Below are 24,855 nucleotides of genomic sequence, written 5' to 3'. Positions count from 1 at the left end.
TATGCCATGTTTAGAGCGGTTGCTCTACCTTCTTTTCCGGGAAGCAGCTGCTCATGAACTGGTGCAGTATCGCCTGTTCGACGCGGTGCCGCTCCTTGGCGGGAATGGCGATGCGCAGGATCAGGTTATAGCGCTTGTCGTCGATCGGGAAGATCGCGATGCGCGGCTCCACCGACGGGGTGTCGACCAGATGGCGTGCGGCGATCCGCTCCATGTGCTGGCGCGCCGCCGGCACGTGCGGCGCGCAGGCGGTTTCGGCCGCCGCCTTCAATAGGCGTTCGGCCTGGGCCGGGGCGACGCTGTAGGGCACGGCCACGGTGGTGACGTGGACCACGTAGTCGCCCATGTAGTTCTCGCGCACCACCGGCTGGCTCAGCAAGAGGCTGTTGGGGAAGGACACCGCCCGCCCGGTAAGCTGGTGGGCGTCGTGGCGAGGGCCGATCTCCATGATGGTGGTGGAGAACAGGTTGATGTCCACCACCCGTCCGCGCAGGTTGGCAACCTCGATATGGTCGCCTAGGTCGTAGCTGTTGCTCATGGTGCGGATGACTGAGCCCCCTACGCACATGATCAGCTCCTTGGTGGCCACCACCAGCGCTGCGGCGAAGGCCACCATCGACAGGGCGATGGTTTCCAGCTCCTTGGCCCAGATCGTGACCAGGCCGATCAGGCCCAGGATCACCAGACCGTTGCGCAGGTTGATCGCCCAGCGCCGGCGCGCCTCCACCGGCACTTTCGGGTTGGCCGAAATGGCGCGCATCACCATGTTGCGCACCACCACCAGCAGCAATATCAGCGCGGCCGAGCGGATGATGTCGATCACGTACAAGTGGCTGAGACCAGCCACCCAGTCGAACAAGGGCTGCATCGCTGCCTCAGTCGTTCAGCTTGACCGCGTGTTCACGGGTTTCGTGGAAGGTGATGGCCGGCCAGCGCTCCTGCGTCAGCTGCAGGTTGACGCGGTTGGGCGCGAGGTAGGCCAGGTTGCCGCCCGCATCGATCGACAGGTTGTTCAGGTTGCCCTTCTCGAACTCCTCCAGTTTCTTGCGGTCTTCGCACGACACCCAGCGCGCCGACCAGATGCTGGCCGACTCGAACACCGCGTCGACGCCGTACTCGGCAGCCAGGCGCGAGGCCACCACCTCGAACTGCAGCACGCCGACCGCGCCCAGAATCAGGTCGCCGCCGTTGTGCGGCTTGAACACCTGCACCGCGCCTTCTTCGCCCAGTTGCTGTAAGCCCTTCTGCAGCTGCTTGAGCTTCAGTGGGTTGCGGATGCGCACCGAGCGGAACAGTTCCGGTGCAAAGAACGGAATGCCGGTGAAGGCGAGTTGCTCACCCTCGGAGAAACTGTCGCCGATCTGGATGTTGCCGTGGTTCGGGATGCCGATGATGTCGCCGGCGAAAGCCTCTTCCACGATCTCACGATCGTGCGACATGAAGGTCACCACGCTGGAGGCGGCGATGTCGCGGTTCAGGCGCAGGTGCTTCATCTTCATGCCGCGCTCGAACTTGCCCGAGCACACGCGCAGGAAGGCGATACGGTCGCGGTGCTTCGGGTCCATGTTGGCCTGGATCTTGAACACGAAGCCGGAGAACGGCTCTTCGGTCGGCGCCACCTCGCGTACGGTGGCGTCGCGCGCGGCCGGCATCGGCGCCCAGTCGATCAGCGCGTTGAGAATCTCGCGCACGCCGAAGTTGTTGATCGCCGAGCCGAAGAACACCGGGGTCAGCTCGCCGGCCAGGAACTCGTCCAGGTTGAACTCGTTCGAGGCGCCCTTGACCAGCTCGATCTCCATGCGCAACTGCTCCATTTCCAGCGGGAACAGCTCGTCCAGGCGCGGGTTGTCGATGCCCTGGATCACTTCCAGGTCGAGCGTGACCTTCTCGGTGCCGGCTTCGAACAGCAGCACCTCGTCGCGCAGCATGTGGTACACGCCGCGGAAGTTCTTGCCCATGCCGATCGGCCAGGTGACCGGAGCGCAGCGGATCTTCAGCACGCTCTCCACCTCGTCCAGGAGCTCGAGCGAATCGCGCACTTCACGGTCGTATTTGTTCATGAAGGTGACGATAGGCGTCGAGCGCAGACGGCACACGTTCAGTAGCTTGATGGTCTGCTCTTCCACGCCCTTGGCGGCGTCGATCACCATCAGTGCCGAGTCCACCGCGGTCAGCACGCGGTAGGTGTCTTCGGAGAAGTCCTGGTGGCCGGGGGTATCGAGCAGGTTGACGGTGTGGTCGCGGTAGTCGAACTGCATCACCGACGAGGCCACCGAGATGCCGCGCTGTTTCTCGATCTCCATCCAGTCCGAGGTGGCGAACTTGCCGGTTTTCTTGCCCTTGACCGTGCCGGCCATCTGGATCGCGCCCGAGAACAGCAGCAGCTTCTCGGTTAGCGTGGTCTTACCGGCGTCAGGGTGGGAGATGATGGCGAAGGTGCGGCGGCGCGCCACTTCTTCGGCAATGCGGGTCAATTCGGCGGACATGGGGCTTGAGATTGGATTCAAAACCCCAAATTTTACCCGATAACGCCCGCCGCAGACACACCGCGCCGGATTCTTTTTCCGGCGGGGCGTCGGCACGGGACACGGATTTCGCTATCATGGCCGCTTGACGCCAATCGGCCGTAATACCCATTCCAAAAAGCATTAGGAACGAAAACGCGAAGACAAGTCGGGCAGGGCCGCAGACAGTACAGGTAGTACGGCAAGGGCCTGCCCGACGCAGTCGACAAAGTTATCGTTTCTAAGGCAAATTGGAATCAGGAAAGATCATTGCTATGTTTACTGGCATCGTCCAGGCGGCCGTCGAGGTCGTCCACATCGAAGAAAAAGAACGTTTCCGCACCCATGTCGTGCGCCTGCCGGGCCACCTGCTGCAAGGACTGGAGCTGGGGGCGTCGGTGGCACACAACGGCTGCTGCCTGACGGTGACCCGCGTCGAGGGCAACCTGGTCCATTTCGACCTGATGCAGGAGACGCTGCGCATCACCAACCTGGGCGCGCTCAAGGTGGGCGATCGCGTCAACATCGAACGCGCCGCACGCTTCGGCGACGAAATCGGCGGTCACGCCATGTCCGGCCACATCCTGTGCCTGGCCCGCGTCGCCGAAGTGATCGAGACCCCGAACAACCGCACCATCTGGTTCGAACTGCCGGCAGAACATGTCAAATATGTCCTCACCAAGGGCTATATCGGAATTGACGGCATCAGCCTCACCATCGGCGCGGTCGAGGGCAACCGCTTCTGCGTGCACCTGATCCCGGAGACGCTGGAGCGCACCATCATCGGCAGCCGCCGGCCCGGCGATGCCATCAACATCGAAATCGACCCGCAAACACAGGCTATCGTCGACACCGTGGAACGGGTCCTGGCGCAACGCCAGGCCTGAACCCCACCGCGATACATAACAACAGAAGCAGGCCGTCGAGGCCGCATGCAAGCACAAGGAAAACCGAAATGACCATCTCTCCGATTCAGGACATCATCGCCGACATCAAGGCCGGCAAGATGGTGGTGCTGGTGGACGCCGAAGACCGCGAGAACGAAGGCGATCTGGTGATGGCGGCCGAGCACGTCACGCCCGAAGCGATCAACTTCATGGCCAAATACGGCCGCGGCCTGATCTGCCTGACGCTGACCGAGCAGCGCTGCCGCCAGCTCAACCTGCCGCTGATGGTCACCAACAACGGCACGCCGTATTCCACCAACTTCACCGTGTCGATCGAAGCTGCCGAGGGCGTCACCACCGGCATCTCCGCCGCCGACCGCGCCCGCACCGTGCAGGCCGCCGTGGCGCGCACCGCCAAGCCCTCCGACCTGGTGCAGCCGGGGCACATCTTCCCGCTCAAGGCGCAGAACGGCGGCGTGCTGGTGCGCGCCGGCCATACCGAAGCCGGCTGCGACCTGAGCCAGCTGGCCAACCTCGAGCCGGCTGCGGTGATCTGCGAGATCATGAACGACGACGGCACCATGGCGCGCCTGCCGGAACTGATGGAATTCGCCGAAACGCACGGCCTGAAGATCGGCACCATCGCCAGTCTGATCAACTACCGCAGCGAAACCGAGAATCTGGTCGAACACGTCGGTCAGCGTCCGGTCGACACCCCGTTCGGCTCGTTCGACCTGCACGTGTTCCGCGACACCATGACCCAGGCTACCCACCTGGCGCTGGCCAAGGGCGACATCCACGCCGACGAGGAAACGCTGGTGCGTGTGCACGAGCCGCTGTCGGTGATGGACCTGATCGATCCCATGGGTTGCTCGCATTCGTGGACCGTGCCCAATGCGCTGGAGGTCATCGAGGAAACCGGCAAGGGCGTGGTGATTCTGCTGCATCGCAATGAGAGCGGCGAGGACCTGCTGGCGCGCGCCTTGCCGCAGCAGGAGGCGCCGAAGGCCAAGTGGGACGGCAAGACCTTCGGTATCGGCGCGCAGATGCTCAAGACGCTGGGGGTGGGCAAGATGAAGCTGATGTCGCCGCCGCTGAGCCTGCCGTCGATGACCGGTTTCGATCTGGAAGTGACCGGCTTCTGCCAGCCAGAACACGTCCACATCGAAATCTAGTAGAATGCTCCGCTTTGCTACCGATTTGCCGCGAGGTCACCATGCTTGAAGCTATCCAGCGCATCGATTCCGATTTCAACGGCCAAGGCCTGAAGGTGGGCGTGGTCATGGCCCGCTTCAACGAGAACGTGTGCCATGGCCTGCGCGATGCCTGCCTCGGCGAGCTGCGTGCGTTGGGCGTGGACCCGGCCGACATCACCCTTGCCACCGTGCCGGGCGCGCTGGAAGTGCCGCTGGTGCTGCAGACCATGGCCAAGTCCGGCCGTTTCGACGCCCTGGTGGCGCTGGGCGCGGTGATTCGCGGCGAAACCTATCATTTCGAACTGGTGTCCAATGAGTCCGGTGCCGGCGTGACCCGTGTCGGTCTCGATTTCGACATCCCGGTGGCCAACGCCATCCTCACCACCGAAACCGACGAGCAGGCCGAGGCCCGCATGATCGACAAGGGCCGCGAAGCCGCCCGCGTTGCGGTCGAGATGGTCAATCTGCACAAGGCACTGCGCGGCTAAGCCGCACCGTCTGTCGGCGCCATACCGCGCCGTCATCGTTCTTTAAAAAGGATTCGCACTACATGAAAACCTCTCGCCGTCGCGCGCGCGAATTTGCCGTCCAGGGCATCTACGAGTGGGAGCTGAACCCGGATCGTCCGGCTTCGCTGATCGAGAAACACCTGCGTGAGAACGACTACTTCGTCAAAGCCGACGAAGCATTGTTCCGCACACTGCTGTTCGGCGTGCTGAAGGACGCCGCCGAACTGTCGCCCAAGATCGACCGTTACTACGAACGCCCGGCCGAAGAAGTCAGCCCGGTCGAGCGCGCCGTGCTGCTGATGGCGGCGCTGGAGCTGACCCAGCACCCCGAAACGCCGTACCCGGTGATCATCAACGAAGCCATCGAAATCACCAAAACCTTCGGCGGTACTGACGGTCACAAGTTTGTCAACGGTGTGCTGGACAAGCTGGCCGCCGATGTGCGCCCGGACGAAGTGGCGTCACAGCGCTCCCGCCGCGCCACCAGCTGAAGCGCCTTTATTCTCAACAGTAACACCCGCTGCCGGCGGGTGTTTTTGCGTGTGCCCCCATGAACGAATTCGAGCTGATTCAACGTCACTTCACCCGGCCGGCCGGCAACGCCGTGCTCGGCGTCGGGGACGACGCCGCCATTGTCCGCCCCACGCCCGGCCATGACCTGCACGTGTCGGTCGACATGCTGGTGGAAGGGCGACACTTCTTTGCCGATGTCGCCCCCCGTGCACTCGGCCACAAAACGCTGGCAGTAAACCTCTCCGACATGGCCGCCATGGGCGCGACGCCGCGCTGGGTCGTGCTGTCTCTGGCACTGCCGCAACTGGACGAGCACTGGGCCAGCGAGTTTGCCGCCGGTTTCTTCGGCCTGGCCGAAGCGCACGGCGTCAGCGTGATTGGGGGCGATACCACGCGTGGCCCCTTGACGCTGTCGGCCACCATCTTCGGTGAAACCCTGGCCGGTCAGGCTCTCCGCCGCGACGCAGCCCGGGTCGGCGACGACATCTGGGTCAGTGGCGAGCTGGGGCTGGCCGCGCTGGCGGTGCGCCAGCGGCTGCGTGGCGACGTCGATCCACCGCCGGACGTGCTCGCGCAGTGCCGCCGCAAACTCGACTATCCGACCCCGCGTGTGGCGCTTGGGCTGCAACTGCTCGATTTGGCGCACGCCGCCATCGACGTGTCCGATGGCTTGATGGCCGACCTGGGGCACATCCTGGAGCGCTCCGGCGTGGCGGCCGAAGTCTGGTTGGAGGCCTTGCCGACGCTGCCCTGGTTGGCGGAAAACCGCCTGAGCTTCCCCGGCATCATCGCCGCTGGCGGTGATGATTACGAGCTGTGTTTCACCGCGCCGACCAGCGCCCGTGCCGAGCTGGCCGCCCTGGCCGAGGCCTTGGACTGCCCGCTGACCCGTGTCGGCCGCATCGTGGCGGGGCAGGGCGGTCGACTGCTGGATGCTGACGGGCAAACGGTGACGCTGCAAAGGAGCGGGTTTGACCACTTTGCGTAAACCCGACTGGGCTTTCGTCACGCGCCGCCCGGCCCACTTCCTGGCCTTTGGCTTCGGCTCCGGCCTGGCGTCGCGCGCGCCCGGCACCTGGGGGACGCTGGCGGCTTTGCCGCTGGCCGGGCTACTGCATTGGGCCGGCCTGGCTGGCCTGCCTCTGGCGGTATTCTGTCTGCCGCTGTTCCTGCTAGGGGTGTGGGTGTGCCAGGTAACCGGCGATGCCTTGGGTGTGCACGACTATGGCGGTATCGTCTGGGACGAGATCGTCGCCATGCTGCTGGTGCTGTCGATAACGCCGTTCACGGTGACTGGCTGGGCACTGGCGTTCGGACTGTTCCGTCTGTTCGACATCGTCAAGCCGTGGCCGATCCGCTGGTTCGATCGTCACGTGCACGGCGGATTCGGCGTGATGCTGGACGACCTGATCGCGGCGCTGTTTGCGATGGCGAGCCTGTGGCTATTGCTTGGAGCGAGGGTGGCCTGAGGCCGCCATGGTGGCCGACCCTGTATGAATGGGCTGCAGGGGTGATGAGGGTCTCCCGTCCCGGAGCACTTCGTGGTATCCTTGCGCCCCTCCAACGTGACCCGTCACCATTGCATGATAGACCCGTGTGATCACTATACCCTCGACCTGATAGGCGGGGTGCGCAAGAAGCCCGGCCGCAAGCCACTGGGCGAGCGTGCCATGAGCGTGGCCGAGCGCAAGCGGCGCAGCCGCGAGTTGCGGCGCAACCGCTTGCAGGAACTGTCGATCACCGTGGAACTCAATCGTGAAGCACAAAAGTCGCTCGACAAGATGATCGAATGGTGGGGAGTCAGCAAGAAAGAAGCGATCAACCGGGCGCTGCAGATTGCCTGCCAGTCCCAGACCGGCCGCACCGGCATGCTGTTCGATGCCGATCCGCTGTTTCTGCAGACCGAGAGTGGCGGAGCGAAGAAAAAACGCGGTAAGTAGTGTAATGATATTTGGGATGAAAAAAACCTCACGCTAGTGAGGTCTTTTGGTGTCAGAGTGGGGTGTTTTCTCTATACCCCTTCAATATCTCCCTCACAACCCAATCCCCGACAAGAACAGGAACGTCGCAAACAGCGCCACGTGGGTATAGCCCTCGATGGCATTGGTTTCGCCATCGTGCAGGTTGATGGTGGAGACCAGCAGCGTCAGTAGCACCATTGCCGTCTGGGCCGGCGTCATCGCCATTTCGATCGGCTGGCCGGTAAAGAGCGCAATCCCCTCAATCACCGGAATCGTCAGCACCACCGTCGCCAGCGAGGCGCCCAGTGCGATGTTGAGCACCGACTGCATGCGGTTGGCGACGGCGGCACGCATGGCAGTCAGGATCTCCGGGCTCGCCGAAATCAGCGCCACCAGAATGGCGGGGATGATCGCCGGCAGGCCACTGCCTTCCAGCCCCGCATTCAGGAAGGCCGCCATCAGCTCCGACAACAAGCCGATCAGCGCAATGCTGACAACGAGCAGCCCTGCATGCTTGCCGGTGGAAATGCCCTCCGCGCCGTGCTCGTGCTCTTCCTGATGCTCATAGGCGTAATCGAAGAAGTAGCTGTGCTTCCCAGTCTGCATGCGCAGGAACAAGCCATAGAGCAGTACCATCGCCACGATGGTGAAGGCCGAATAAGCCTGCCACTTCTCCTGGGGCACGAACTCCGGTACGAACATCGACACTCCCACCGCTACCAGGATCATCGACACATAGCTGTTGCCCGAATCGAGGTTATACGGTTGCTCGCCGTGCTTCAGTCCGCCGATGATGGCGGCGAAGCCGAGAATGCCGTTGATATCCAGCATCAGCGCCGAATACACCGTATCACGCGCCAGCGTGGGGCTGCCGCCGGACAGCATCATGATTGCCAGGATCACCACCTCCACCAGCACCGCCGACAGCGTCAGGATCATCGTGCCGTACGGCTCGCCCAGCTTGACGGCCAGCATCTCGGCATGGTGTGCGACACGCAGGGCGGCACCCATGATGGTGGCGAGCAGCACAGCGATGACGGCAAATACTACCGGTTTGCCGGCGTGCAGAAGACTGTGTTCAAAGGCAAAAAGGGCGATCGCAACCAAGAAGGCGATCAGAAGGTTTTTTTCGGCGAGCAGCGACTTCATTGAAAATCCGTAGTGGTTTTGATCGCCGGTATCATAACAAACAGTGGTAAGGCATGTTGTATGGACACGCCCGATGTTTGCAATAAGAAGCTGACAAAGGATCAATCCAGCTATTGTCGACAAACAGAAAACCCCACCCAGCAGGTGGGGCAGGGTTTTGCGAACTTTCAGATAAGGATAAAGTGGTTAATTCTGGGGTTTGCTCGCTACATTGAGGGCCAGCCGGAGACTCTCCTGCTCCGGCGTGACAAGGGCGACGTTGTACGCTACGTCCTTACCCAGCACCAGACGGATATCAGTGCTGCTTCTCAGGCTGTTCCTTTCCTTGATCATCGGCTTGGCGGGCAGGCTGGCGCTGAGCCGTTCGGCTTCAGAGGCAAAGCCCTTGCGGTATTCGACCAGGGTCACCGGTTGCCGGAAGGGTTTCTGGTTGGTGAGCCGGGCACTGGGGAAGCCTTTGTCGGCCAAAACTCTGCCGACCCTTTTTGCCATTCCGGTGACGCCGTTGCCGTTGGCAACCTCGAAGCGTGCCTTGAGGCGGAGCCGCGGCGCGGAAATGGCTTCCTGCAACGCCAAGACGGTTGCCGGCTCGTCCACGTTGTGGCGCAGTTCGTAACGGTTCGGGCTCGACTGGACCAGCGTCATGTCGGGCTTTGGTGCGGTACGAGGTGCTTCAGCCGGTGCTGCCAGCGGTTTTGCCGTGGGCAGAGGGGCGCGGGCAAGTGGGGTGCTTATCGCCGGGGCGATCACTCCTTGGTCTTTGGGTAGGGATAGAGGCGCGGTGCGGGCGGTGGCTGTCTCCCCGGTGGTGTCCGGGCCTGGGGTGGGGGCAGAGGCCTCTGCCGATCGAGCCGCTGCCAACATGAAAGCTTCTCGTGCCTGTCGGGGCTGGCCCAATTTGGCCAGGGTCAGGCCGAGATTGTTGCTAATTCGGGCATCTCCCGGGTTTAGTGCGGCAGCCTTGTCGAAGACGGGGGCCGCTTCGGCATAACGCCCTTGCAGATAATAGGCATAGCCCAGGTTGTTATGGAAATGCGCGGTGTTGGGGGAGGAAACCAAGGCTGCCTGGAATTCGGCGATAGCCAGATCAAATTTTCCTTGGGTTGCGTAGAGTGCTCCCAGTGCATTGTGGGCCTCGGCATACTGGCTATCCAGCTCCAGCGCCTTCCTGAAGGCCGAAACAGCTTTATCCAGCCGATTCTGGCCCTGGTAATAGCGGCCAAGTTGGTAATAGGCCGAGGGGCTTTCGTTGGAGTGACGTACTTGCATCACGGGCTTCATGGTCCACGCTTGTTTTGGAGGCGTGGATTCACAGCTTTGCAAGAGGGGAGCCGTGCACAGTAAAGTCAGTATCAGGGGCGTTTTCATGATCGTATTTCCCATTTTCCAGCCATGAATAAGATCTGCGTGCCATCCACATCCCTTACTGCCCGCCGCCAATAGTAGGTAGCAGAATGCGATAGATCTGGATGAAGGCCGGCCCGAGCAGAACGAGCAAGAGCGCCGGGAAAATGCAGAAGATCAGCGGGAATAGCAGTTTCAACGGAATCTTGGCGGCGGCTTCTTCTGCCCGCAAGCGACGCTTGGTGCGCAGGTCGTCGGCATGAACGCGCAGCGATTCACCGATACTGGTGCCAAAACGGTCGGCCTGGATGAGCATGGCCACCAGAGTGTCTACTTCCAGTACGCCGGTACGCATGGCCAAGTTGCGCAAGGCTCTTTCCTTGCTGCTGCCGGCACGCAGTTCGAGGTTGACCAGGTGCAGCTCGTCCGCAAGGATGGGGCTCTTGATGCGCATCTCCTCTCCCACCTTCAAGAGGGCCGCATCCAACCCCAGCCCAGCCTCCACGCAGACCAGCAAGAGATCGATGGCGTCGGGGAAGTGGTTGAAGATTTCCCGCTGACGGTTCTCGATACGCCGCGCCAGAATGATGTTGGGCAGGTAATAGCCAAAGGCGGCAGCCAGGAGCATGAACATCAAATAGTTGTTGCCCTCTACATGGCTGCCCGTCAGTTCCAGGTAAAGAAACAGGATGCCGGGAAACAGCAGTGCCAGCAGCGTTTTGGCGCCAAAGTACAAGGGTACGGCGGATGTGCCTCGGTAGCCCGCGTTCATGAAGCGGATGCGGATGGGCGAGCTTTCCCAGCCGTCGGCCGGCACCGAGAGTTTTGCCAGCGGCGTGGCAATCTTGACGGCTTTGGCAACCCAGTCTGAAGCCGTGTCCGCATCAAGCGGCGTATCGGCCTCTATAACCTTGTCCAGCCTGGCCTTGACCCGATTGGGCGCAATCTGCATGGAGATGGCCAAGGCAACACCAAAGACCACCAGGAAGATAATGGCAAGGTATATCCACTGAGAGGTGTTCATATTCTCTCTCCCTCAATTTGGCTCGAATACGCCGCTCAAACCTTGATCTTGATGATCTGGCGCATCCAGAAAATGCCCATCACCATCATGAACCCGATGGCTGCCACCATGACGAAGCCGGTGGAGTCTTCCCACAGTACCTTCATGAATTTGGGGTTGATGATGTTGATGACGGCGGCAACGGCAAACGGCAGGAGCGTCAGAATCCAGGCGGACAGCTTGCCTTCGGCCGACAGCACCCGAATTGTGCCGTACAGCTTCAGGCGTGCCCGGATCAGGGCGCTGATATTACCCAGTAGTTCCGCGAGGTTGCCGCCGGTTTCGCGCTGGATCAGCACCGCAATCACCATATAACGCAGGTCTGTGCTGGGTATGCGGGTTGCCAGGTTCATCATGGCCTCCTGCAACGAGAAGCCGTAGTTGACCTCGTCGAAGGTGATGCGAAATTCCCCGGCGATCGGGTCCGACATTTCATCGGCGATCATCTTCAACGATTGAGGCAAGGCGTGACCGGCGCGCAGGGCGCGGCACATCAGGTCGATCGCGTCAGGCAGTTGCTCCTCGAACTTGATCAGGCGTTTGCGCCGGAAATGCATTACGACCATCCAGGGAAGACTGGCGGCGGCAAGTGCTATCGCTATCGAAAGAATGAGGGGGATGGGGAAAAAACGTGTCCCAAAGAAAGCTGCCAAACCGAAGGCCAGCGTAATGCCGAGAAAAGTACCGACTTTCAGCTTGAGCCCTGATTGCATCAGAATCCGGTCGAGCTGATGTACCCGGGGAAAAGCCAACAGAAAGTGCTGAAACCACTTGGTTTCGCTCAGCAGGCGCTCTTTCATCAGCGTCATGGTTTCGCTGCTGTGCGCACCTGCCGACATGGCCTGCAGGCGGCGCTCGATGCGGCTGGCTTCCGGCCCTTTGTAAGAGTTCCAGGTCAGATAGGCGCCTTCCAGCAAAAACACCACGGCGATGAAAATCAGCACTATGACGATCGAAAAGGTTGTGTCCATGGTGGCACCTACTCGAAGTGTTTGCTGGGGTCGAACAGCGCATCGGAAATTTCGATGCCGTGCGTTTTCAGCCGGTCGATAAACTTGGGTCTTACCCCTGTCGAACAGAAGTGGCCAAGTACCGTGCCATCGGTCCCGAGTCCGGTTTGCACGAAATGGAATAGCTCCTGCATGGTAATGACGTCGCCCTCGGTGCCGGTAATCTCCTGGAGGCTGATGACTTTTCGTTTGCCGTCCGTGAGGCGAGCGACCTGTATGATGACGCTGATCGCCGAGCTGATCTGTTGCCGGATCACTTTGGGGGGGAGGTTCATCCCAGCCATGCCCACCATGTTCTCCAGCCGGGTGATGGCGTCGCGCGGGGTATTGGCGTGAATGGTGGCCATCGATCCCTCATGGCCGGTGTTCATGGCCTGGAGCATGTCGACCGCCTCGGCCCCGCGCACCTCGCCCAGGATGATGCGGTCGGGACGCATGCGCAGGCTGTTGCGCACCAGCGCCCGCTGTGGGACTTCGCCTCTGCCTTCGATGTTGGGTGGGCGGGTTTCCAGCCGGATGATGTGAGGCTGCTGCAGTTGGAGCTCGGCTGCATCTTCGATGGTGATGATGCGCTCGGCTTCCGGGATGAAGCCGGACAGGATGTTCAGCAGAGTGGTTTTACCGCTGCCGGTACCTCCCGAGATCAGCATGTTGATCTTGGCTTTGGCCAGCCCCTTGAGTACGGTGGCCATGTCTGGCGTCAGGCTCTTGTATTCGATGATGTCGGCCATGCGCAGCGGGGTAGCGGCGAAGCGGCGGATCGACATGATCGGCCCATCGATGGCCAGCGGAGGAATGATTGCGTTGACCCGGGAACCGTCCGGGAGGCGTGCATCGACCATGGGGCTGGATTCGTCGATACGACGGCCGACACGCGACACGATCTTGTCGATGATCTTCATCAGGTGGGCATCGTCGGCGAATCGCACGTCTGTCAGTTCGAGCTTCCCCCTCCGTTCGACATATACCTGTTGGTAGGTGTTGACCAGAATGTCGGAGATGGTCGTGTCTGCGAGGAGGGGTTCCAAGGGTCCGAGTCCGAGCATTTCATGCTGGATATCGCGCACCAGATTGCGGCGCTCGGTTTCGTTCAGGGCGGTGCTCTCCTCGGCGAGCAGGCGCTCCACCATGATTTTGAGTTCGTCCTTCAACCGCTCTGGCGATAAACTCTCCATGACGGTCAAGTCCACCCGCTCCAGCAGCTTTTGATGGATGCGTGCTTTCAAGTCGTGGTAGGTCTCGTGGCCTACCGTGCTGGCCGATTTCACGATGGCGTGCAGCGAGTCGGGGCTGGGCGACTGGCGTGATTCGAGTTGATCTCGCAATGACATGATGAATACCCCTGTATACCGAATAATCTGTTTGCTGTTGCTATCCAAGCCTTCGGACTTTCAGCGCGGTGCGGTTTCCTGTGGGACGTTTGCCGTTCAGCGTTCCGAGGGCGGCAGGAAAGAACTCGACGTCACGCTTGAATACGAGGGCTGTCCACCGCCCTGAATGCGTTGCAAGAGACTCCCCCACCAGGAGCCCTGGGTATGGCCCTCCTGCAGCAACGAACTGCCCACTTCCTGAATGCCCCGTGTGACGGGGTTGTTGGGGGTTAGTTTGCAGATGGGGATGCCCTGATTGACCGAGGCGGCAACGGCCTTGAAGCTGTTCGGCAGCGTTTTGAAGACGGACATGCCCAAGGTCCGTTCAACCTCGTCGAGCCGGAGATCACCCCCTTTTTCGTATCGATTAACCAGCAGCTTGATTTTGTCGCGGGAGTAGCCGAGCGAACGAAGAACATCGAGCAGGCGTTTGGCATCCCTGATGAAGGGCAGGGTGATCTGCAATACCGGCAAGACGACGTCGGCATGGTCGAGGGCCTTGATGCTGACCGGGTCCAGTGCGCGCCCTACGTCAAGGATGATGACGTCGTAGTGGTTGCGGGCCAGATTGATCAGGGTGTCGATGTGATTAGGGTTAACCTCCATCGCCTGTACTGGGTCTTCCGGCGCCGCCAGCACCCCCAGGTTCGGCAGCACCGGTAAGAGGCTGGAATCCAGGAACGAGGCATCCATCCGTGACATCTGCCTTGCCACCTCGGCCAGGTTGGTGGGAGGCCTGTGATCGGAGATGAACAACACGGCGTCACCAAACTGCAGATTGAGATCGATCAGGATGACGTTTTTGTTTTCCTGGGTGGCGAGGCTGTAAGCGATGTTGGTCGACAAGAAAGTGGAGCCGCTCCCGCCCTTGCAGGGGATGAAGGCAAAGACTTTTCCTTTTGGACGCGCCGCATTTTGCAGCGACCGCTTTTCCTCGACTCGCGAAATCGCCAGGTGCAGGGCTTCACGATTGACGGGGGAGGGCAAGACTTCTCGGACTCCCGCGCGCATTGCCCCCAGCAGTATCTCGGGGGTCTGGATGTTCGCCAGCAGAATCAGGGTAATGTCCGGGTGGCGGATGTTAAGGCTGGACAGTGCCGAAAAATCCGTCGCTTCCTGGTCCGGCATTTCCAGGATCAGGATGTCGGGATGTAGCTGATCGGCTACCGGAGCCAGCATCTCGGCTCCTCCCTGGAATACTTGCACATCGCGGCTATCATCGGCCTCGACGAAGCGGCGCAACTCGTCAAGATTCTTGGTGTTGTGAGAGATGATCGAGACTTTCATGATTACTCCTCACTGATTATGTTGACCGACCCTGCGGTGTTATTCGGGAGCGCCGCGCTCAGCAGTCGGGATTGGCATCCAATCCCGAACCCGTGCTCAGGCTCTCTCGGGTCAGGGTGGTGCTAAATTCAGGGATGTTCCATGTGGCATTTACAAATGGAATGGCGTAAGAAAAAGCCGGTGCATTTGGCGAGATGGAAACAGTGACACTCTGGCAATCCGCTGCCCCGCTGCAGCCACCCGGCGAGTAGCTCACCGTGATGTCTCCTGTGCCGATGATGGGCAATATTTTCCGCACGCTGGTTTTCACACCGGTGGCGTCCATGTTGCAGACGATGGCGAGTCGAGCTCCCCGTCGCGTGGCTTCCACGGCGGAATTCCAGGTAAACATAAGTCGCCCGAACTCCATAATGCCCAGCAGCAGGGTGAACAGGATCATGGCAACCAGAGCAAACTCCACCGCTGCCACTCCTCTTTGCTGCCTTCTGGCTGGCAGCCGGAATCGTTGAATGGACGGTTTCATAGGTTGGCCTTCATGGTGGTGCGAATGTCGTCGAACGTAATCGTGGCCATATCCGCCGTGACAAAAGGCACCAGTGAGACAAATTGATAGTTGCTCACGGTGACCGATACCAGATTGACGACGGGGGCCGTTCCCTGTGCGTTATGGTCGGCGCAGCGAGGCCAATCGCACACCGTGATGGTGGCCGTATCCAGTCCTGGGGCCAGAAGCGGCCCGGTATAGCTTGGGTTGGCCAGACAGGCACTGTAATTGCCGTACCTCACCAGGCAGCTTGCTACCGCATCTTTCGTGCCGGCTTGTTGAGCGGACAAATAACGGGCAGCATCTCGTGTCGCCTTGACGATGGTGTTGTATTGGTAAAAGGCCCGGCCAAATTCGGTGATGCCAAAAACGATGAATATCAATGGCATCAGGAGAAAAGCCATTTCTACCGCAGCGACACCGCGCTCCTTGGAATAACGTCGCATTTCAGCCTCCTATCGCACCAGTGCCGGCACTTTCGGCCCGATGCCGCCACCCGCGCCAGGCAGGCCCAAGGTAGCGCAGGGGTTACCCGGTGTGTCGGCTTGTCCGCGGTATTCGATGAAGGTATCCTCCCCTGGCCCCTCCATTGGATGCAGCATCAATGCACAGGCAAACTTGTCGATGGGAACGGTCTGTGAACTGGTCCAGCCGTTGCAATCGACGATGGGCATTAGCACCAGGCGACGATCCGCGCCACTATCGTGCAGTTGCGTCGAGCCGGTTACAGTAGGGTTGCCAACCAACGCCAAGCCTGCTGCTGCATCACCCTGATAGGGAGTATTGCTGACACGGGATGCCAAGAAATTGGGGGTGCTCCCATCGCTGCCGTTGTAAGCATTGAATTGACTGGGCCAGTTGACCGCCGTATAGGCATAACCGGTGAAATCGGGAGGGGCATTGCTCACGTTGTCACTGCCCTGGTACAGGCCGAAACGGGTATTCCATGCCTTGGCTACGGACTGCTGCATACCGGTCTGCCCAACGGGGTTGGTGATGGTCAGCTCGCATTGCCCGGCACCAGTCAACAAGGCGGACAACTCGCTGGCTCCTCCGCTAGGCGGAGAGTAGTCGATCAGGTTGAAGTTGCCGGTAAAGCCCCCTCCTGCCTCAAGTCGGCTGCCATACCACTGCCCTATGCAAAAACCGTAGCTATCCGGGGTTCCTCCTCCGGGGCAACTGGCGGGCGGGGTCTGGCGACACAGACCGACGGGAATGGCGCAATTGGTCTGGGAAGGGGAGAGAGAGGCAACGGCATGGGCGGTAACCGATTGTGCCCCAGCCCCCATCACTTGCATGAACCACGGCATGATGCCTGTTTGCGGCAAGGTGCACTTGGCATATTTCATGTTGGGGATATTTGCCGTAGCAACGGCATCTTTGGCAAAATAGGCACCGTTCAGATGGTCGCTGAAGGTAACGTCGCTATTGGGAACGATAACGACATCATCTCCCTGAAAATCGACCTTGTTACGTTGACCTACTGTCATACCGGCACTTTCTGCCCGATTCAGCGAATCGGCATCGCCTTTCAATTCAGCCGCCGCAGCCAGGGCGCAGGCGTCGGCGGCATTGCTCAATTCCGTCTTGGTGATGAACAGTCTGCCAAGGTCGGCCACCAGCCCCAGGAAGCCGATCAGCACGACGATGCACAACCCGACGATAATGGCCACCACGCCTTTCTGATGCCTCCGGGACGGTAGCCTGGCAAAGCGCTTCATGAAACCACCTCACGCGTTTGGGTCCTAAAACAGTGACTTATTTACCCCCACCCCCCAAGACGTCGATGGTGAGAATGTTGGCGGTGGAGGGCGGCGTCTTGAACGAATCGTGGTACCGGCCCATGGCTTCCCTTGCGGCTTTTCCATCGATCCCCGAAACCGGATCGGTGCTTTGCGATGCCTGCTGGTTGATAGTCTGCTGAGCCAGGGCCATGTCGACCGCTTCGCCAAAGCGGCTGTCGAGATAGGGAGTCGAGGAGCAGCCGGCCATGAGAGATGCCATGACGACACCCCCCATGGACATCATCAGTTTGTATACTTGCATGGCATGGCCTCCTTATTTCACTTCAAAGCCGGTCGGGGATTTGGGGGCTGCTTCAGGCTGTGACGGCGCGGCCTTGTTTTCCAGGGCTGGCTGAGGTTGTTTGCCTTCCATCTTGCCGCCCAGGAAGAATTCAGCACGGCTTGGCGGAATATAGTTATCGGTCGGCAGTTTGTAGTCCGGCGGCAGCGGTTTCACCAGACGCGGAGTCACCACGAAGACGAGTTCAGACTTGTCGGTCTGGAAGCTGCTGCTGCGGAACAAGGCCCCGAGAATCGGGATTTCTCCCAGGAACGGGAAGGCGCTGATGTTGGTGGTCACGTTGTTCTTGATCAACCCGCCAATGGCAAAGCTTTGCCCATCTCGCAATTGCACTGTGGTGGCAGCTCGCCTGGTTGTGAAGGACGGCAGGATGGATTTTCCTGCTACGCCGATTGCGGAGATACCGACCCCTTCCGGATTCAGCTCGGAGACTTCGGGGGCCACTTTCAGATTGATCCGGTCGCCATCCAGTACGGTAGGTGTGAACCGCAGTGCGACCCCGAATTCCTTTTCTTCCAGCGTGATAGTTGTAGCGCCATTGGTTGAGTTGCTTTGGGCAACCGGGATGAAAATCTTGCCGCCGGCCAGGAAGCTACCTTCTTGACCGCTAATGGCCATGAGGTTGGGCTCGGCAAGTATCTTGAGCAGACCGTCATCGTGCTGTGCATCGATTTGGAATGCACGTGTGAGGCTGTCGTTGACTCCGCTTATGATGGCTTTACCCAAAGGGTCGTTGGCAAACAGGCTATCCCAAGCGTAAGTCCACCCTCCATGGTTCAAAATGCCGGAAATATTGACGCCGAGCTTATCGAGTAACTTTTTGGAGATTTCGGCAATCTTGACTTCCAACAATACCTGCTGCGGTGCATCGACAGACAACATGTTGATGACCTTGGATTTGCCGACGTAGGCTTCGGCCAAGGTCATGGCTCTATCGAGCTTGGCCGAATCTGCCACCGTTCCGGTCAGTACCAGCGAGTCCGATGCGGCGCTGACCTTGATCCGACTGGCTTCGGGGGAGAGCAATTGGTTAAGGGAGGCCTGCAAGGACGCGGTATCTGCCCCGACCGCAACATCCACCAAGGTGCATTGCCCCGTCTTGCTGAGCAGAATGATGTTGGTCGAACCCACGCTCTTGCCGAGCAGATAGATCTCGCTTGGGCTGAGTAGGATCACATCGACGTCAGCCACTCCCGATTTTGATTTGCCGTTGCCAGAGGAGCCTTTTCCTTTTTCGCCGTTGGCTTCGGCATTTTCTTTTGGTTGCGCTGCTTGCGAGCCTTCAGGGTTGCCAAGCAGGATGCGGCTGATGGGCGAGGGCGTTTTCAGCCTGAACGATTTGCCTACGGTGACATTTACCAGTGGGGCCGATTCGATCGTATTGCATGGCGCCATGGTGGATGGCGTCGCGGCCAGTTGTCTCGGGGTGGTTGTGGCTGCCAGGGCAAAAGAACTCGACAGGGCCATGCAACAAACGGCAAGAGCGATAGCACTGGCATTCAGGCTGAGCCGGCTCGCGTCGACAGGATTCTTGTTCATTGTTTCTCCCTCATGGAATGAGCAATATGTCTCGTGACTAGAAGCATTCACGCTGACGAGACGTTCCCCGAACAATTTCCACGCAGGTCTGGGCCGAGGCCACTACTGCCGGGGCCGGTGTGCGCTTGACCACTTTCTTCACTACCACGCGTTTGACGACAGGCTTCGCTGCGGCAGTTGGCTTTACCTCAGGGGTGGGGGCTTCTTCACCGCGCAGCAAAATCTGCTTGGTGATGCCAGAGGTTTCTACCGGCTTGGGATCTATCTGGTTACGCAATACCAGTGACAGGGTGCCGACACTGCGTGCGAGATCCAGCTTTTCGGCTTGTTCTGGCGTCACTTCCAGCGTGACGGCATTGACAACCTTGGGCTTGGTCTCGTCGCGGCTGGCTTCCTGTGCCACGGCCAGTACCAGGATGTGCTCGAGAACAATCTTGGAAATGCTCAGGTCTTTCCTGCTGTTCTTGTCTGCTTTGGCGTCGTCGGTGGTATTGACGAGGATGTCGACATAGTTGCCGGGCAGGGCAAAGCCGGCGACACCAATCACGTCATTGACCCTGACCGTCATGGCGCGCTTGCCCTCCATGACAACCGCGGACAAACCGCCCTTGGTGCCGATCGGGGCCAGCTTCGACTCCAGGATGGCTTCGCCGCGCAGCACACTGGTCTTCAGTACCCGCCCGTCCAGCGCTTTGGGGTCGAGGATGGCTCCTTGCGGGATGCTGCCGCTGGGCCAGTCGACTGTCCGGAGCATTTCCGGCGTCAACTTGGAACCCAGGTCGACATCCACCGAGGCGACGACGACTTTCTGCGCGGCCACGTTGGCCTGCTGGTTGATCCACTGTGATGCCATGACGACGGCCACCAGGCCGACAATGACGGACACCACGATCATTGCAATTGCTCTTGGGTTTTTCACTGGCTTCTCCCCGGCTTCATGTGAGGCTTCAATCAGGGTCGGAACAGCAACCTAGCCTCGGGCGTAGTAGTTTTCCCATGCCCACGACAGTTGCTCCTCGGTCAACTCGGGAGTGACGCCTCGATAGAAGGCAAAGTCACGGACTTGCTCGAGCAAGTCTCGAGGGACACAGGCGAGGAGGGGCCTGTCGTGCTTGCCGTGCAGTTGGTCGATGACGAAACGCAGTCCTGCTTCGGTAAAGGGGATGCCCATCCGATGACAGTTCTGTTCGAAGATGGCACGGTATTCATCTTCGCGAAGTTCGCCGATGTAAATCTTGTAACCCAGCCGGCGCAAGAAAGCCTCGTCGGCCAGTTGACTGGGCGGGATGTTGCTGGAAAAGATCACGATGACGTCGAAAGGCACCATGAATTTGGTGCCGGTGTGCAGCGCCAGGTAATCGACTCGGCGGTCGAGCGGCACGATCCAGCGGTTCATCAGGGTTTGCGGTGCTACAAGTTGGCGGCCAAGGTCATCAATGATGAGCAGGCCGTTATTGGCTTTCACTTGTGGCGGTGCCTGGTAGAACCGAGTGTTTTCATCGAAGTCCAGATCCAGCATCGACAGGGTCAGTTCACCCCCCGTCAGGACCACGGGACGTTGGCAGGCAACCCAGCGGGCATCATGAGCGGGTCCCTTATCCAGTGTCCGGCTAGTGGAACCGGTGGAGACAGGGGTGTGCACCAGCGGATCAAACAACTGGATCACTTCGCTATCCACCAGCACGGCGTAAGGGATGGCGCAGTGGCCGGTCAGCAGCGTGGCCAAATGCTCGGAGGCATAGGTTTTGCCGCCTCCCGGTGGGCCATAGACGAAAATTGCCCGGCCCGAGTTCATGGCGGCACCGAACTGGTCGAGGGTGCCCTGCCTCATGACGAAGCCCTCGAAACCTTGAGCCACCAGTTCCTTGGTCACCTTCATGTTCGCTACCGATTGCCGCTGAACAGAGTCGATGTAGGCCTGCAGGCTGACTGGAGCGGGGCCGGCATAATGGCTTTTCTGCAGAAAGGTTTGGGCCCGGCTTCGGCCTAGGTCGGTCAGGGTAAAGGCAATGGTGGCTTCCGTTTCGCTACGACCGGATACTTCGCATAACTGCTCGGAGCGCATGAAGGCCAGCAATGGTTCGAGTACGCTTATCGACAATTTGCTGTGGGAAACCAGATCGACCAAGCGCATTTGTCCATGAAAAAACAGAGTCTTGCAAAGCAGCTCTACCAGGAACAAAAAATCCAGCTCGGTTTCTTTGACCGAAAGAGGAGAGACTGGCAAAAAATCCCTTGGTGAATTGTCATTTCGCATTTCCAGACCGTCCGGATTGAACACTTTTCATCCCTCCTGCCGAAATATTGATCTGCTATGTCTGTTTTATGTTTTTGATATAGGACATTTCCGGTGAAAAACTAGAAAATAATAACGTAAAGTCATTGAAAAGGGGCAATATAAACTTTTGGCATCGCTCTTTCAGTGATGGCCTTGGTTATATGGCTAAATATTCAAAAGACGCTATCTAATTACGGTTTGGCCCAAAACATTCAACTTCAGGAGATTTGCCAGATAAAATAGCCAGCAGTGCCTATTGCTATAGCGAGCGCATAAGGCAACGTTCCTACTGAGCTGATGGTGGATCCGCTGGTGGCTAGTGTCTCTTTTGAGGCTTTGGCCATGGCAAGCAAGGCAATAGACCGTAAATTGGCCAATAGCTGGCGCACTGCTCTCAGTCTCAATGCAAACAGCAGTGACAAGATGCCGCCAGCCAGCAATGTACTCAGCACAATACCGATAATGTCTTGGTGGCCGGTAAAGGTTCCTACCATTGCCATCAGTTTGACGTCCCCCGCTCCCATCACCCGTAGCATGTACAGAGGGAAAAAAAGAGCAAAGCCAAGTACCATCCCCTTCAAAGCCGCTATCAACCCATCACCATCTGGCAGCAGCGCCTGGCAAAGCAAGCCTGTAATAACTCCTGCCGCCACCAGCTTGTTGGGTATTTTTCGCGTTGCCGTGTCAGTAAAAACGGCGGCGAGGAGGAAGCCTGCAAGCAAGCCTAGCCTCGCCCCCAATAAAATATTAAACATGATCGCCGCTAACGTCGTTGGTCATGGTTGGATAGAATTGGTCAATTATCATTGTCAAGCTTTGTAGAGTTGGTTAGGGGAGTGCATTATCCAGTTGGCCAGCAATGTAATTGAATACTGCATCCAGATTATCGCCAACTGCGGTCACTGATGTAATGATGACCACGGCGATCAGTGCGGCGATCAGGCCGTACTCGATGGCGGTGACGCCATCCTCTTCCCGCATGAAGCGTTGAAGAGCCATGCTAAGTTTTTCCATTTCCAAAAATCTCCATGGAAGTAAACACACGGCAGTATCAGGCACTGCCGTCCTCAGGTTGCGCCATGAACGAACTGGCGCGAGCTTGCTATGGCATCCTCAGGGCAGAGCATGTTATTGCTTGATAAAAGAATGCCAGTAACAATCGGTAATGCCATTTTAATTTTAAAGTTAAAATAAATTGTATTTGTCATTGCTGTTAAAAATGTGGGCGAAAAAAATCAGCCCCATCCTCTGATGGTAGACCGATAACCTGTTTGAGCTCGAATACGTACGGTTCTGTTTTTTACCTGGCTAAATAGTTTCCTTTCTGTTTTCTCCAGACAATAGAGGCAAGCTTGCGCCTGCACCATTCAGCAATAGATGAATTTATTGCTTGCGAACTGGATAAATCACATCGAAGTTAAACCCAATCTAGTACATCCAGATCGGGATGCAAGAAGAATTCTTGTGCTTTTTTTGCTTTCGTCATCCATTGTTTCCCGACAATAGCCTATTGTAAGTAAATCTTGATGTTGGCCTGCTGATATATAAGCTGTGCGTGGTGATTTCTTGTTGGCTGCCTAGAACGCACTCTCGACTGCCGCTGCTACCTGGTCTGCCACATTCGTGAAGAGGTCCTGAACATTCAGGCCAACGTCGGTCACTGCTCCAATGATCACAATGGCAATCAGTGCCCCCAGGAGCGCATATTCCATTGCTGTGACACCCTCTTCGTGGTCAAGGAAGATTTTTAAATGATTTTTGAATTTGAGCATGGTCGATCTCGCATTCTTGTTAATTTAAAGAAATGCTTTCATGTATGAATTTGATTTTGCTTTTTTGCCTTAAAAATAAGGTTTGCTCTTGGTTGTGAAACAGGTAGCGCCATTGGTTATTTATTGAGCAACATCATAGTTTTGTGTTTAGACCATTTGCAAATCCGAGTCAAACTGTTGCGAAGCGCTTGTCGTCAACTATAGTGCATCACAAAGCGGATAAATCTAGCCTTTTGTTGTGTGTTTAGAATGGATGGGGGATCTGAAACCATGCGTTATATGAAAGCGGAACTGAGACCTCCTGCCGCTATTTTTATAGTTATGTTTACAGTCATGAGCCTGTTCCCAAGGTTCGAGGACCCGGATTTGTATTGGCATTTAAAAACAGGTGAACTGATTTTTAGCATGGGAAGCCTGCCCTGGCATGATGTATTTACTTATACCAATCATGGAAACCAGTGGGTATTGTCGGAGTGGCTGTCTCAATGGATTTTTTACATGCTGTACCGGATGGGTGGTTTGAATGGCGTAGGGGCGTTCACGGCACTGGTTTATGTGTTTTGCTGGGTTGTGACTTACAAGTCCTGTCGCGATGTGTTGGGGGATGAAGGCAAGGCCGTTGTGGTGACCTTGCTGTTTTGCTCCTTCATGGGATGGGTAGCGCCCAGGCCTCACATCTTCACTTTCCTGTTCTTTTCCATACTTCTTCGGCAGTTGTTCCTGTTCAAATATTTCCGCATTGATCGTGGCATGCTCTTCATTCCACTGATCATGCTGCTGTGGGCAAACTTGCATGGTGGCTTCTTCATTGGCTTGGTGCTGATGGCCGTCTTCATCTCCGCAGAATGGGGGAAACATCTCTATGCAGATGCGACGGACTGCATCGAGATACATAGGTTGAAAAAATTGAGTTTTTTTGCGCTGATCGGCTTGTTGGCGACGGCAGTTAATCCTCAGGGCTTTCATTATTGGCTTTACCCCTATCAAGCCATTGTTTCTTCAGGGGATACTCAGTTCATCAACGAATGGCAGTCGCCAAATTTTCACAAGCTTTTCTTCCAATATTTTCTGGTGATGGTCTTTGCTTTTTTTGCGTGTATGGTCTACTCGAGCAGAAAACCTGACCTGACCGAGATCGGTGTTTCTCTCGTGTTTATCAGCGGCGCATTTGTATCCGTACGGAACCTGCCATTGGCGGCTCTCGTTATGGCGCCTTTCTTTGCTGCTTTCTATCGATATTTAAACTTGTCTGGCTTTTTGGCGAAATTGAATAGGTCTACTTCGCCTGATGCAAGGCGTGGTCCGGTTGCCGTGACAATAGGGTGGATGTTGGCTGCCGGAAACAAGCAGGTAGGTAGGGCTGAGACAGTCATGAATTGGGCAATGCTGTTGCTAGCCCTGTTCGCTATTCTGCTTCTTTACCCTTCTCGTAAAAACTATACCGACTTGTCTATGTCTGCGATGTTGCCGGTTGCTGCGGTTGATTTCATCCAGAGAAACCATATCCAAGGGCGCATGTTCAATACTTACCATTATGGTGGCTACCTTATCTACCGACTTTACCCCCAGCAGAGAGTTTTTATTTACGGTAGAACGGATATCTATCCTAAGGGGTTTGTTGATGAATACCGAGAAATTTATCGTGGCGGGAAGAACTGGAAAAAATACTTCGATGCAAAAAAAATAGATCTCGTGCTGAGTGAAACGACGGCCCCGATCAAGCAGCTTCTTCTGGCTGAAGGGCGGTTCAAGCTGGTTTTTGACGATGGGCGACACTCCGTGCTGCTGAGGGATGTCGAAAAATACAAGACGCTAGTTGAAAAGTATTCTCAATAGGCGCGGTT

Annotated in this window: 26 protein-coding genes; 8 read left to right on the top strand and 18 right to left on the bottom strand. The window is 57.9% G+C overall.

Annotated features, from left to right (window positions below; translation table 11 throughout):
- Positions 1 to 10: 10 nt before the first annotated feature.
- Positions 11 to 868: a mechanosensitive ion channel domain-containing protein gene (locus PSEMAI1_RS0110785; protein ID WP_024302888.1), complete on the bottom strand. Its 858-nt coding sequence runs from the start codon at positions 866 to 868 to the stop codon at positions 11 to 13.
- A gap of 7 nt (positions 869 to 875) precedes the next feature.
- Positions 876 to 2,486 (bottom strand): peptide chain release factor 3, encoded by a 1,611-nt coding sequence (locus PSEMAI1_RS0110780; RefSeq protein WP_029770637.1) that lies wholly within the window; start codon positions 2,484 to 2,486, stop codon positions 876 to 878.
- 293 nt (positions 2,487 to 2,779) lie between these two features.
- Between PSEMAI1_RS0110780 and PSEMAI1_RS0110775 the strand changes: the two genes are divergently transcribed.
- The 7 genes from PSEMAI1_RS0110775 to PSEMAI1_RS0110745 all read left to right on the top strand — a co-directional run bounded on the left by PSEMAI1_RS0110775 (position 2,780) and on the right by PSEMAI1_RS0110745 (position 7,549).
- The gene (locus PSEMAI1_RS0110775) at positions 2,780 to 3,391 is read left to right on the top strand and encodes a riboflavin synthase (protein ID WP_024302886.1); all 612 of its coding nucleotides are present in this window, start codon (positions 2,780 to 2,782) and stop codon (positions 3,389 to 3,391) included.
- Positions 3,392 to 3,459: 68 nt separating this feature from the next.
- Positions 3,460 to 4,566, top strand: a complete 1,107-nt coding sequence (ribBA, locus tag PSEMAI1_RS0110770; protein WP_024302885.1) for a bifunctional 3,4-dihydroxy-2-butanone-4-phosphate synthase/GTP cyclohydrolase II — start codon at positions 3,460 to 3,462, stop codon at positions 4,564 to 4,566.
- Positions 4,567 to 4,607: 41 nt separating this feature from the next.
- Positions 4,608 to 5,075 carry a 6,7-dimethyl-8-ribityllumazine synthase gene (gene ribH, locus PSEMAI1_RS0110765; RefSeq protein WP_024302884.1) on the top strand — a complete coding sequence of 156 codons (468 nt, stop codon included), beginning with the start codon at positions 4,608 to 4,610 and terminating at the stop codon, positions 5,073 to 5,075.
- A 62-nt stretch (positions 5,076 to 5,137) separates the two neighbouring features.
- Entirely contained in the window at positions 5,138 to 5,587 is a 450-nt protein-coding gene (nusB, locus tag PSEMAI1_RS0110760) for a transcription antitermination factor NusB (RefSeq protein WP_024302883.1), read from the top strand.
- 59 nt (positions 5,588 to 5,646) lie between these two features.
- Positions 5,647 to 6,597 carry a thiamine-phosphate kinase gene (gene thiL, locus PSEMAI1_RS0110755; protein ID WP_024302882.1) on the top strand — a complete coding sequence of 317 codons (951 nt, stop codon included), beginning with the start codon at positions 5,647 to 5,649 and terminating at the stop codon, positions 6,595 to 6,597.
- The gene (locus PSEMAI1_RS0110750; RefSeq protein ID WP_024302881.1) at positions 6,581 to 7,078 is read left to right on the top strand and encodes a phosphatidylglycerophosphatase A; all 498 of its coding nucleotides are present in this window, start codon (positions 6,581 to 6,583) and stop codon (positions 7,076 to 7,078) included. The genes thiL and PSEMAI1_RS0110750 overlap by 17 nt, the downstream gene beginning before the upstream one ends.
- A 72-nt stretch (positions 7,079 to 7,150) precedes the next feature.
- Complete coding sequence (locus PSEMAI1_RS0110745; RefSeq protein ID WP_232219892.1) at positions 7,151 to 7,549, top strand: hypothetical protein; 399 nt, start codon at positions 7,151 to 7,153, stop codon at positions 7,547 to 7,549.
- Positions 7,550 to 7,642: 93 nt separating this feature from the next.
- On the opposite strand, the gene PSEMAI1_RS0110740 is transcribed toward PSEMAI1_RS0110745, so the two are convergent.
- From PSEMAI1_RS0110740 to PSEMAI1_RS0110665, 16 genes are all read right to left on the bottom strand, one after another.
- Positions 7,643 to 8,719, bottom strand: a complete 1,077-nt coding sequence (locus tag PSEMAI1_RS0110740) for a calcium:proton antiporter (RefSeq protein WP_024302879.1) — start codon at positions 8,717 to 8,719, stop codon at positions 7,643 to 7,645.
- A gap of 186 nt (positions 8,720 to 8,905) precedes the next feature.
- The gene (locus PSEMAI1_RS0110735) at positions 8,906 to 10,087 is read right to left on the bottom strand and encodes a LytR C-terminal domain-containing protein (protein WP_029770636.1); all 1,182 of its coding nucleotides are present in this window, start codon (positions 10,085 to 10,087) and stop codon (positions 8,906 to 8,908) included.
- Between the two features lie 55 nt (positions 10,088 to 10,142).
- Complete coding sequence (locus PSEMAI1_RS0110730) at positions 10,143 to 11,087, bottom strand: type II secretion system F family protein (protein WP_024302877.1); 945 nt, start codon at positions 11,085 to 11,087, stop codon at positions 10,143 to 10,145.
- Positions 11,088 to 11,122: 35 nt separating this feature from the next.
- Positions 11,123 to 12,097, bottom strand: coding sequence for a type II secretion system F family protein (locus tag PSEMAI1_RS0110725; protein WP_024302876.1), 975 nt, complete (start codon positions 12,095 to 12,097; stop codon positions 11,123 to 11,125).
- An 8-nt stretch (positions 12,098 to 12,105) separates the two neighbouring features.
- Positions 12,106 to 13,467: a CpaF family protein gene (locus tag PSEMAI1_RS0110720; RefSeq protein ID WP_024302875.1), complete on the bottom strand. Its 1,362-nt coding sequence runs from the start codon at positions 13,465 to 13,467 to the stop codon at positions 12,106 to 12,108.
- A gap of 96 nt (positions 13,468 to 13,563) precedes the next feature.
- Complete coding sequence (locus PSEMAI1_RS0110715) at positions 13,564 to 14,793, bottom strand: AAA family ATPase (RefSeq protein WP_024302874.1); 1,230 nt, start codon at positions 14,791 to 14,793, stop codon at positions 13,564 to 13,566.
- Between the two features lie 58 nt (positions 14,794 to 14,851).
- Entirely contained in the window at positions 14,852 to 15,316 is a 465-nt protein-coding gene (locus tag PSEMAI1_RS0110710; protein WP_024302873.1) for a TadE/TadG family type IV pilus assembly protein, read from the bottom strand.
- Entirely contained in the window at positions 15,313 to 15,783 is a 471-nt protein-coding gene (locus PSEMAI1_RS0110705) for a TadE/TadG family type IV pilus assembly protein (protein WP_024302872.1), read from the bottom strand. Before PSEMAI1_RS0110705 ends, PSEMAI1_RS0110710 begins: the two co-directional genes overlap by 4 nt.
- A 9-nt stretch (positions 15,784 to 15,792) precedes the next feature.
- Positions 15,793 to 17,058, bottom strand: coding sequence for a pilus assembly protein TadG-related protein (locus PSEMAI1_RS0110700; protein WP_024302871.1), 1,266 nt, complete (start codon positions 17,056 to 17,058; stop codon positions 15,793 to 15,795).
- A gap of 37 nt (positions 17,059 to 17,095) precedes the next feature.
- Positions 17,096 to 17,383: a hypothetical protein gene (locus PSEMAI1_RS0110695; RefSeq protein WP_024302870.1), complete on the bottom strand. Its 288-nt coding sequence runs from the start codon at positions 17,381 to 17,383 to the stop codon at positions 17,096 to 17,098.
- A 12-nt stretch (positions 17,384 to 17,395) separates the two neighbouring features.
- A complete protein-coding gene (locus PSEMAI1_RS0110690) occupies positions 17,396 to 18,961 on the bottom strand; it encodes a type II and III secretion system protein family protein (protein ID WP_024302869.1) in 1,566 nt (521 codons plus the stop codon).
- Positions 18,962 to 18,998: 37 nt separating this feature from the next.
- Positions 18,999 to 19,856, bottom strand: coding sequence for a Flp pilus assembly protein CpaB (cpaB, locus tag PSEMAI1_RS0110685; RefSeq protein ID WP_198019601.1), 858 nt, complete (start codon positions 19,854 to 19,856; stop codon positions 18,999 to 19,001).
- 75 nt (positions 19,857 to 19,931) lie between these two features.
- Entirely contained in the window at positions 19,932 to 21,242 is a 1,311-nt protein-coding gene (locus tag PSEMAI1_RS0110680; protein WP_024302867.1) for an ATP-binding protein, read from the bottom strand.
- Positions 21,243 to 21,457: 215 nt separating this feature from the next.
- The gene (locus PSEMAI1_RS0110675; RefSeq protein ID WP_024302866.1) at positions 21,458 to 21,994 is read right to left on the bottom strand and encodes a prepilin peptidase; all 537 of its coding nucleotides are present in this window, start codon (positions 21,992 to 21,994) and stop codon (positions 21,458 to 21,460) included.
- A gap of 73 nt (positions 21,995 to 22,067) precedes the next feature.
- Entirely contained in the window at positions 22,068 to 22,253 is a 186-nt protein-coding gene (locus tag PSEMAI1_RS0110670) for a Flp family type IVb pilin (protein WP_024302865.1), read from the bottom strand.
- 563 nt (positions 22,254 to 22,816) lie between these two features.
- On the bottom strand, positions 22,817 to 23,011 hold the full coding sequence (locus PSEMAI1_RS0110665; RefSeq protein ID WP_024302864.1) for a Flp family type IVb pilin: 195 nt from the start codon (positions 23,009 to 23,011) through the stop codon (positions 22,817 to 22,819).
- A gap of 270 nt (positions 23,012 to 23,281) precedes the next feature.
- Here PSEMAI1_RS0110665 and PSEMAI1_RS0110660 point away from each other — a divergent pair, with 270 nt between their 5' ends.
- Positions 23,282 to 24,847 carry a hypothetical protein gene (locus tag PSEMAI1_RS0110660; RefSeq protein WP_029770634.1) on the top strand — a complete coding sequence of 522 codons (1,566 nt, stop codon included), beginning with the start codon at positions 23,282 to 23,284 and terminating at the stop codon, positions 24,845 to 24,847.
- Positions 24,848 to 24,855 lie beyond the last annotated feature (8 nt).

The organism is Pseudogulbenkiania sp. MAI-1, assembly GCF_000527175.1.
GTDB lineage: Bacteria > Pseudomonadota > Gammaproteobacteria > Burkholderiales > Chromobacteriaceae > Pseudogulbenkiania.
Note: the sequence above shows the minus strand (reverse complement) of the source record. Positions and strands in the feature narration are given on the sequence as shown.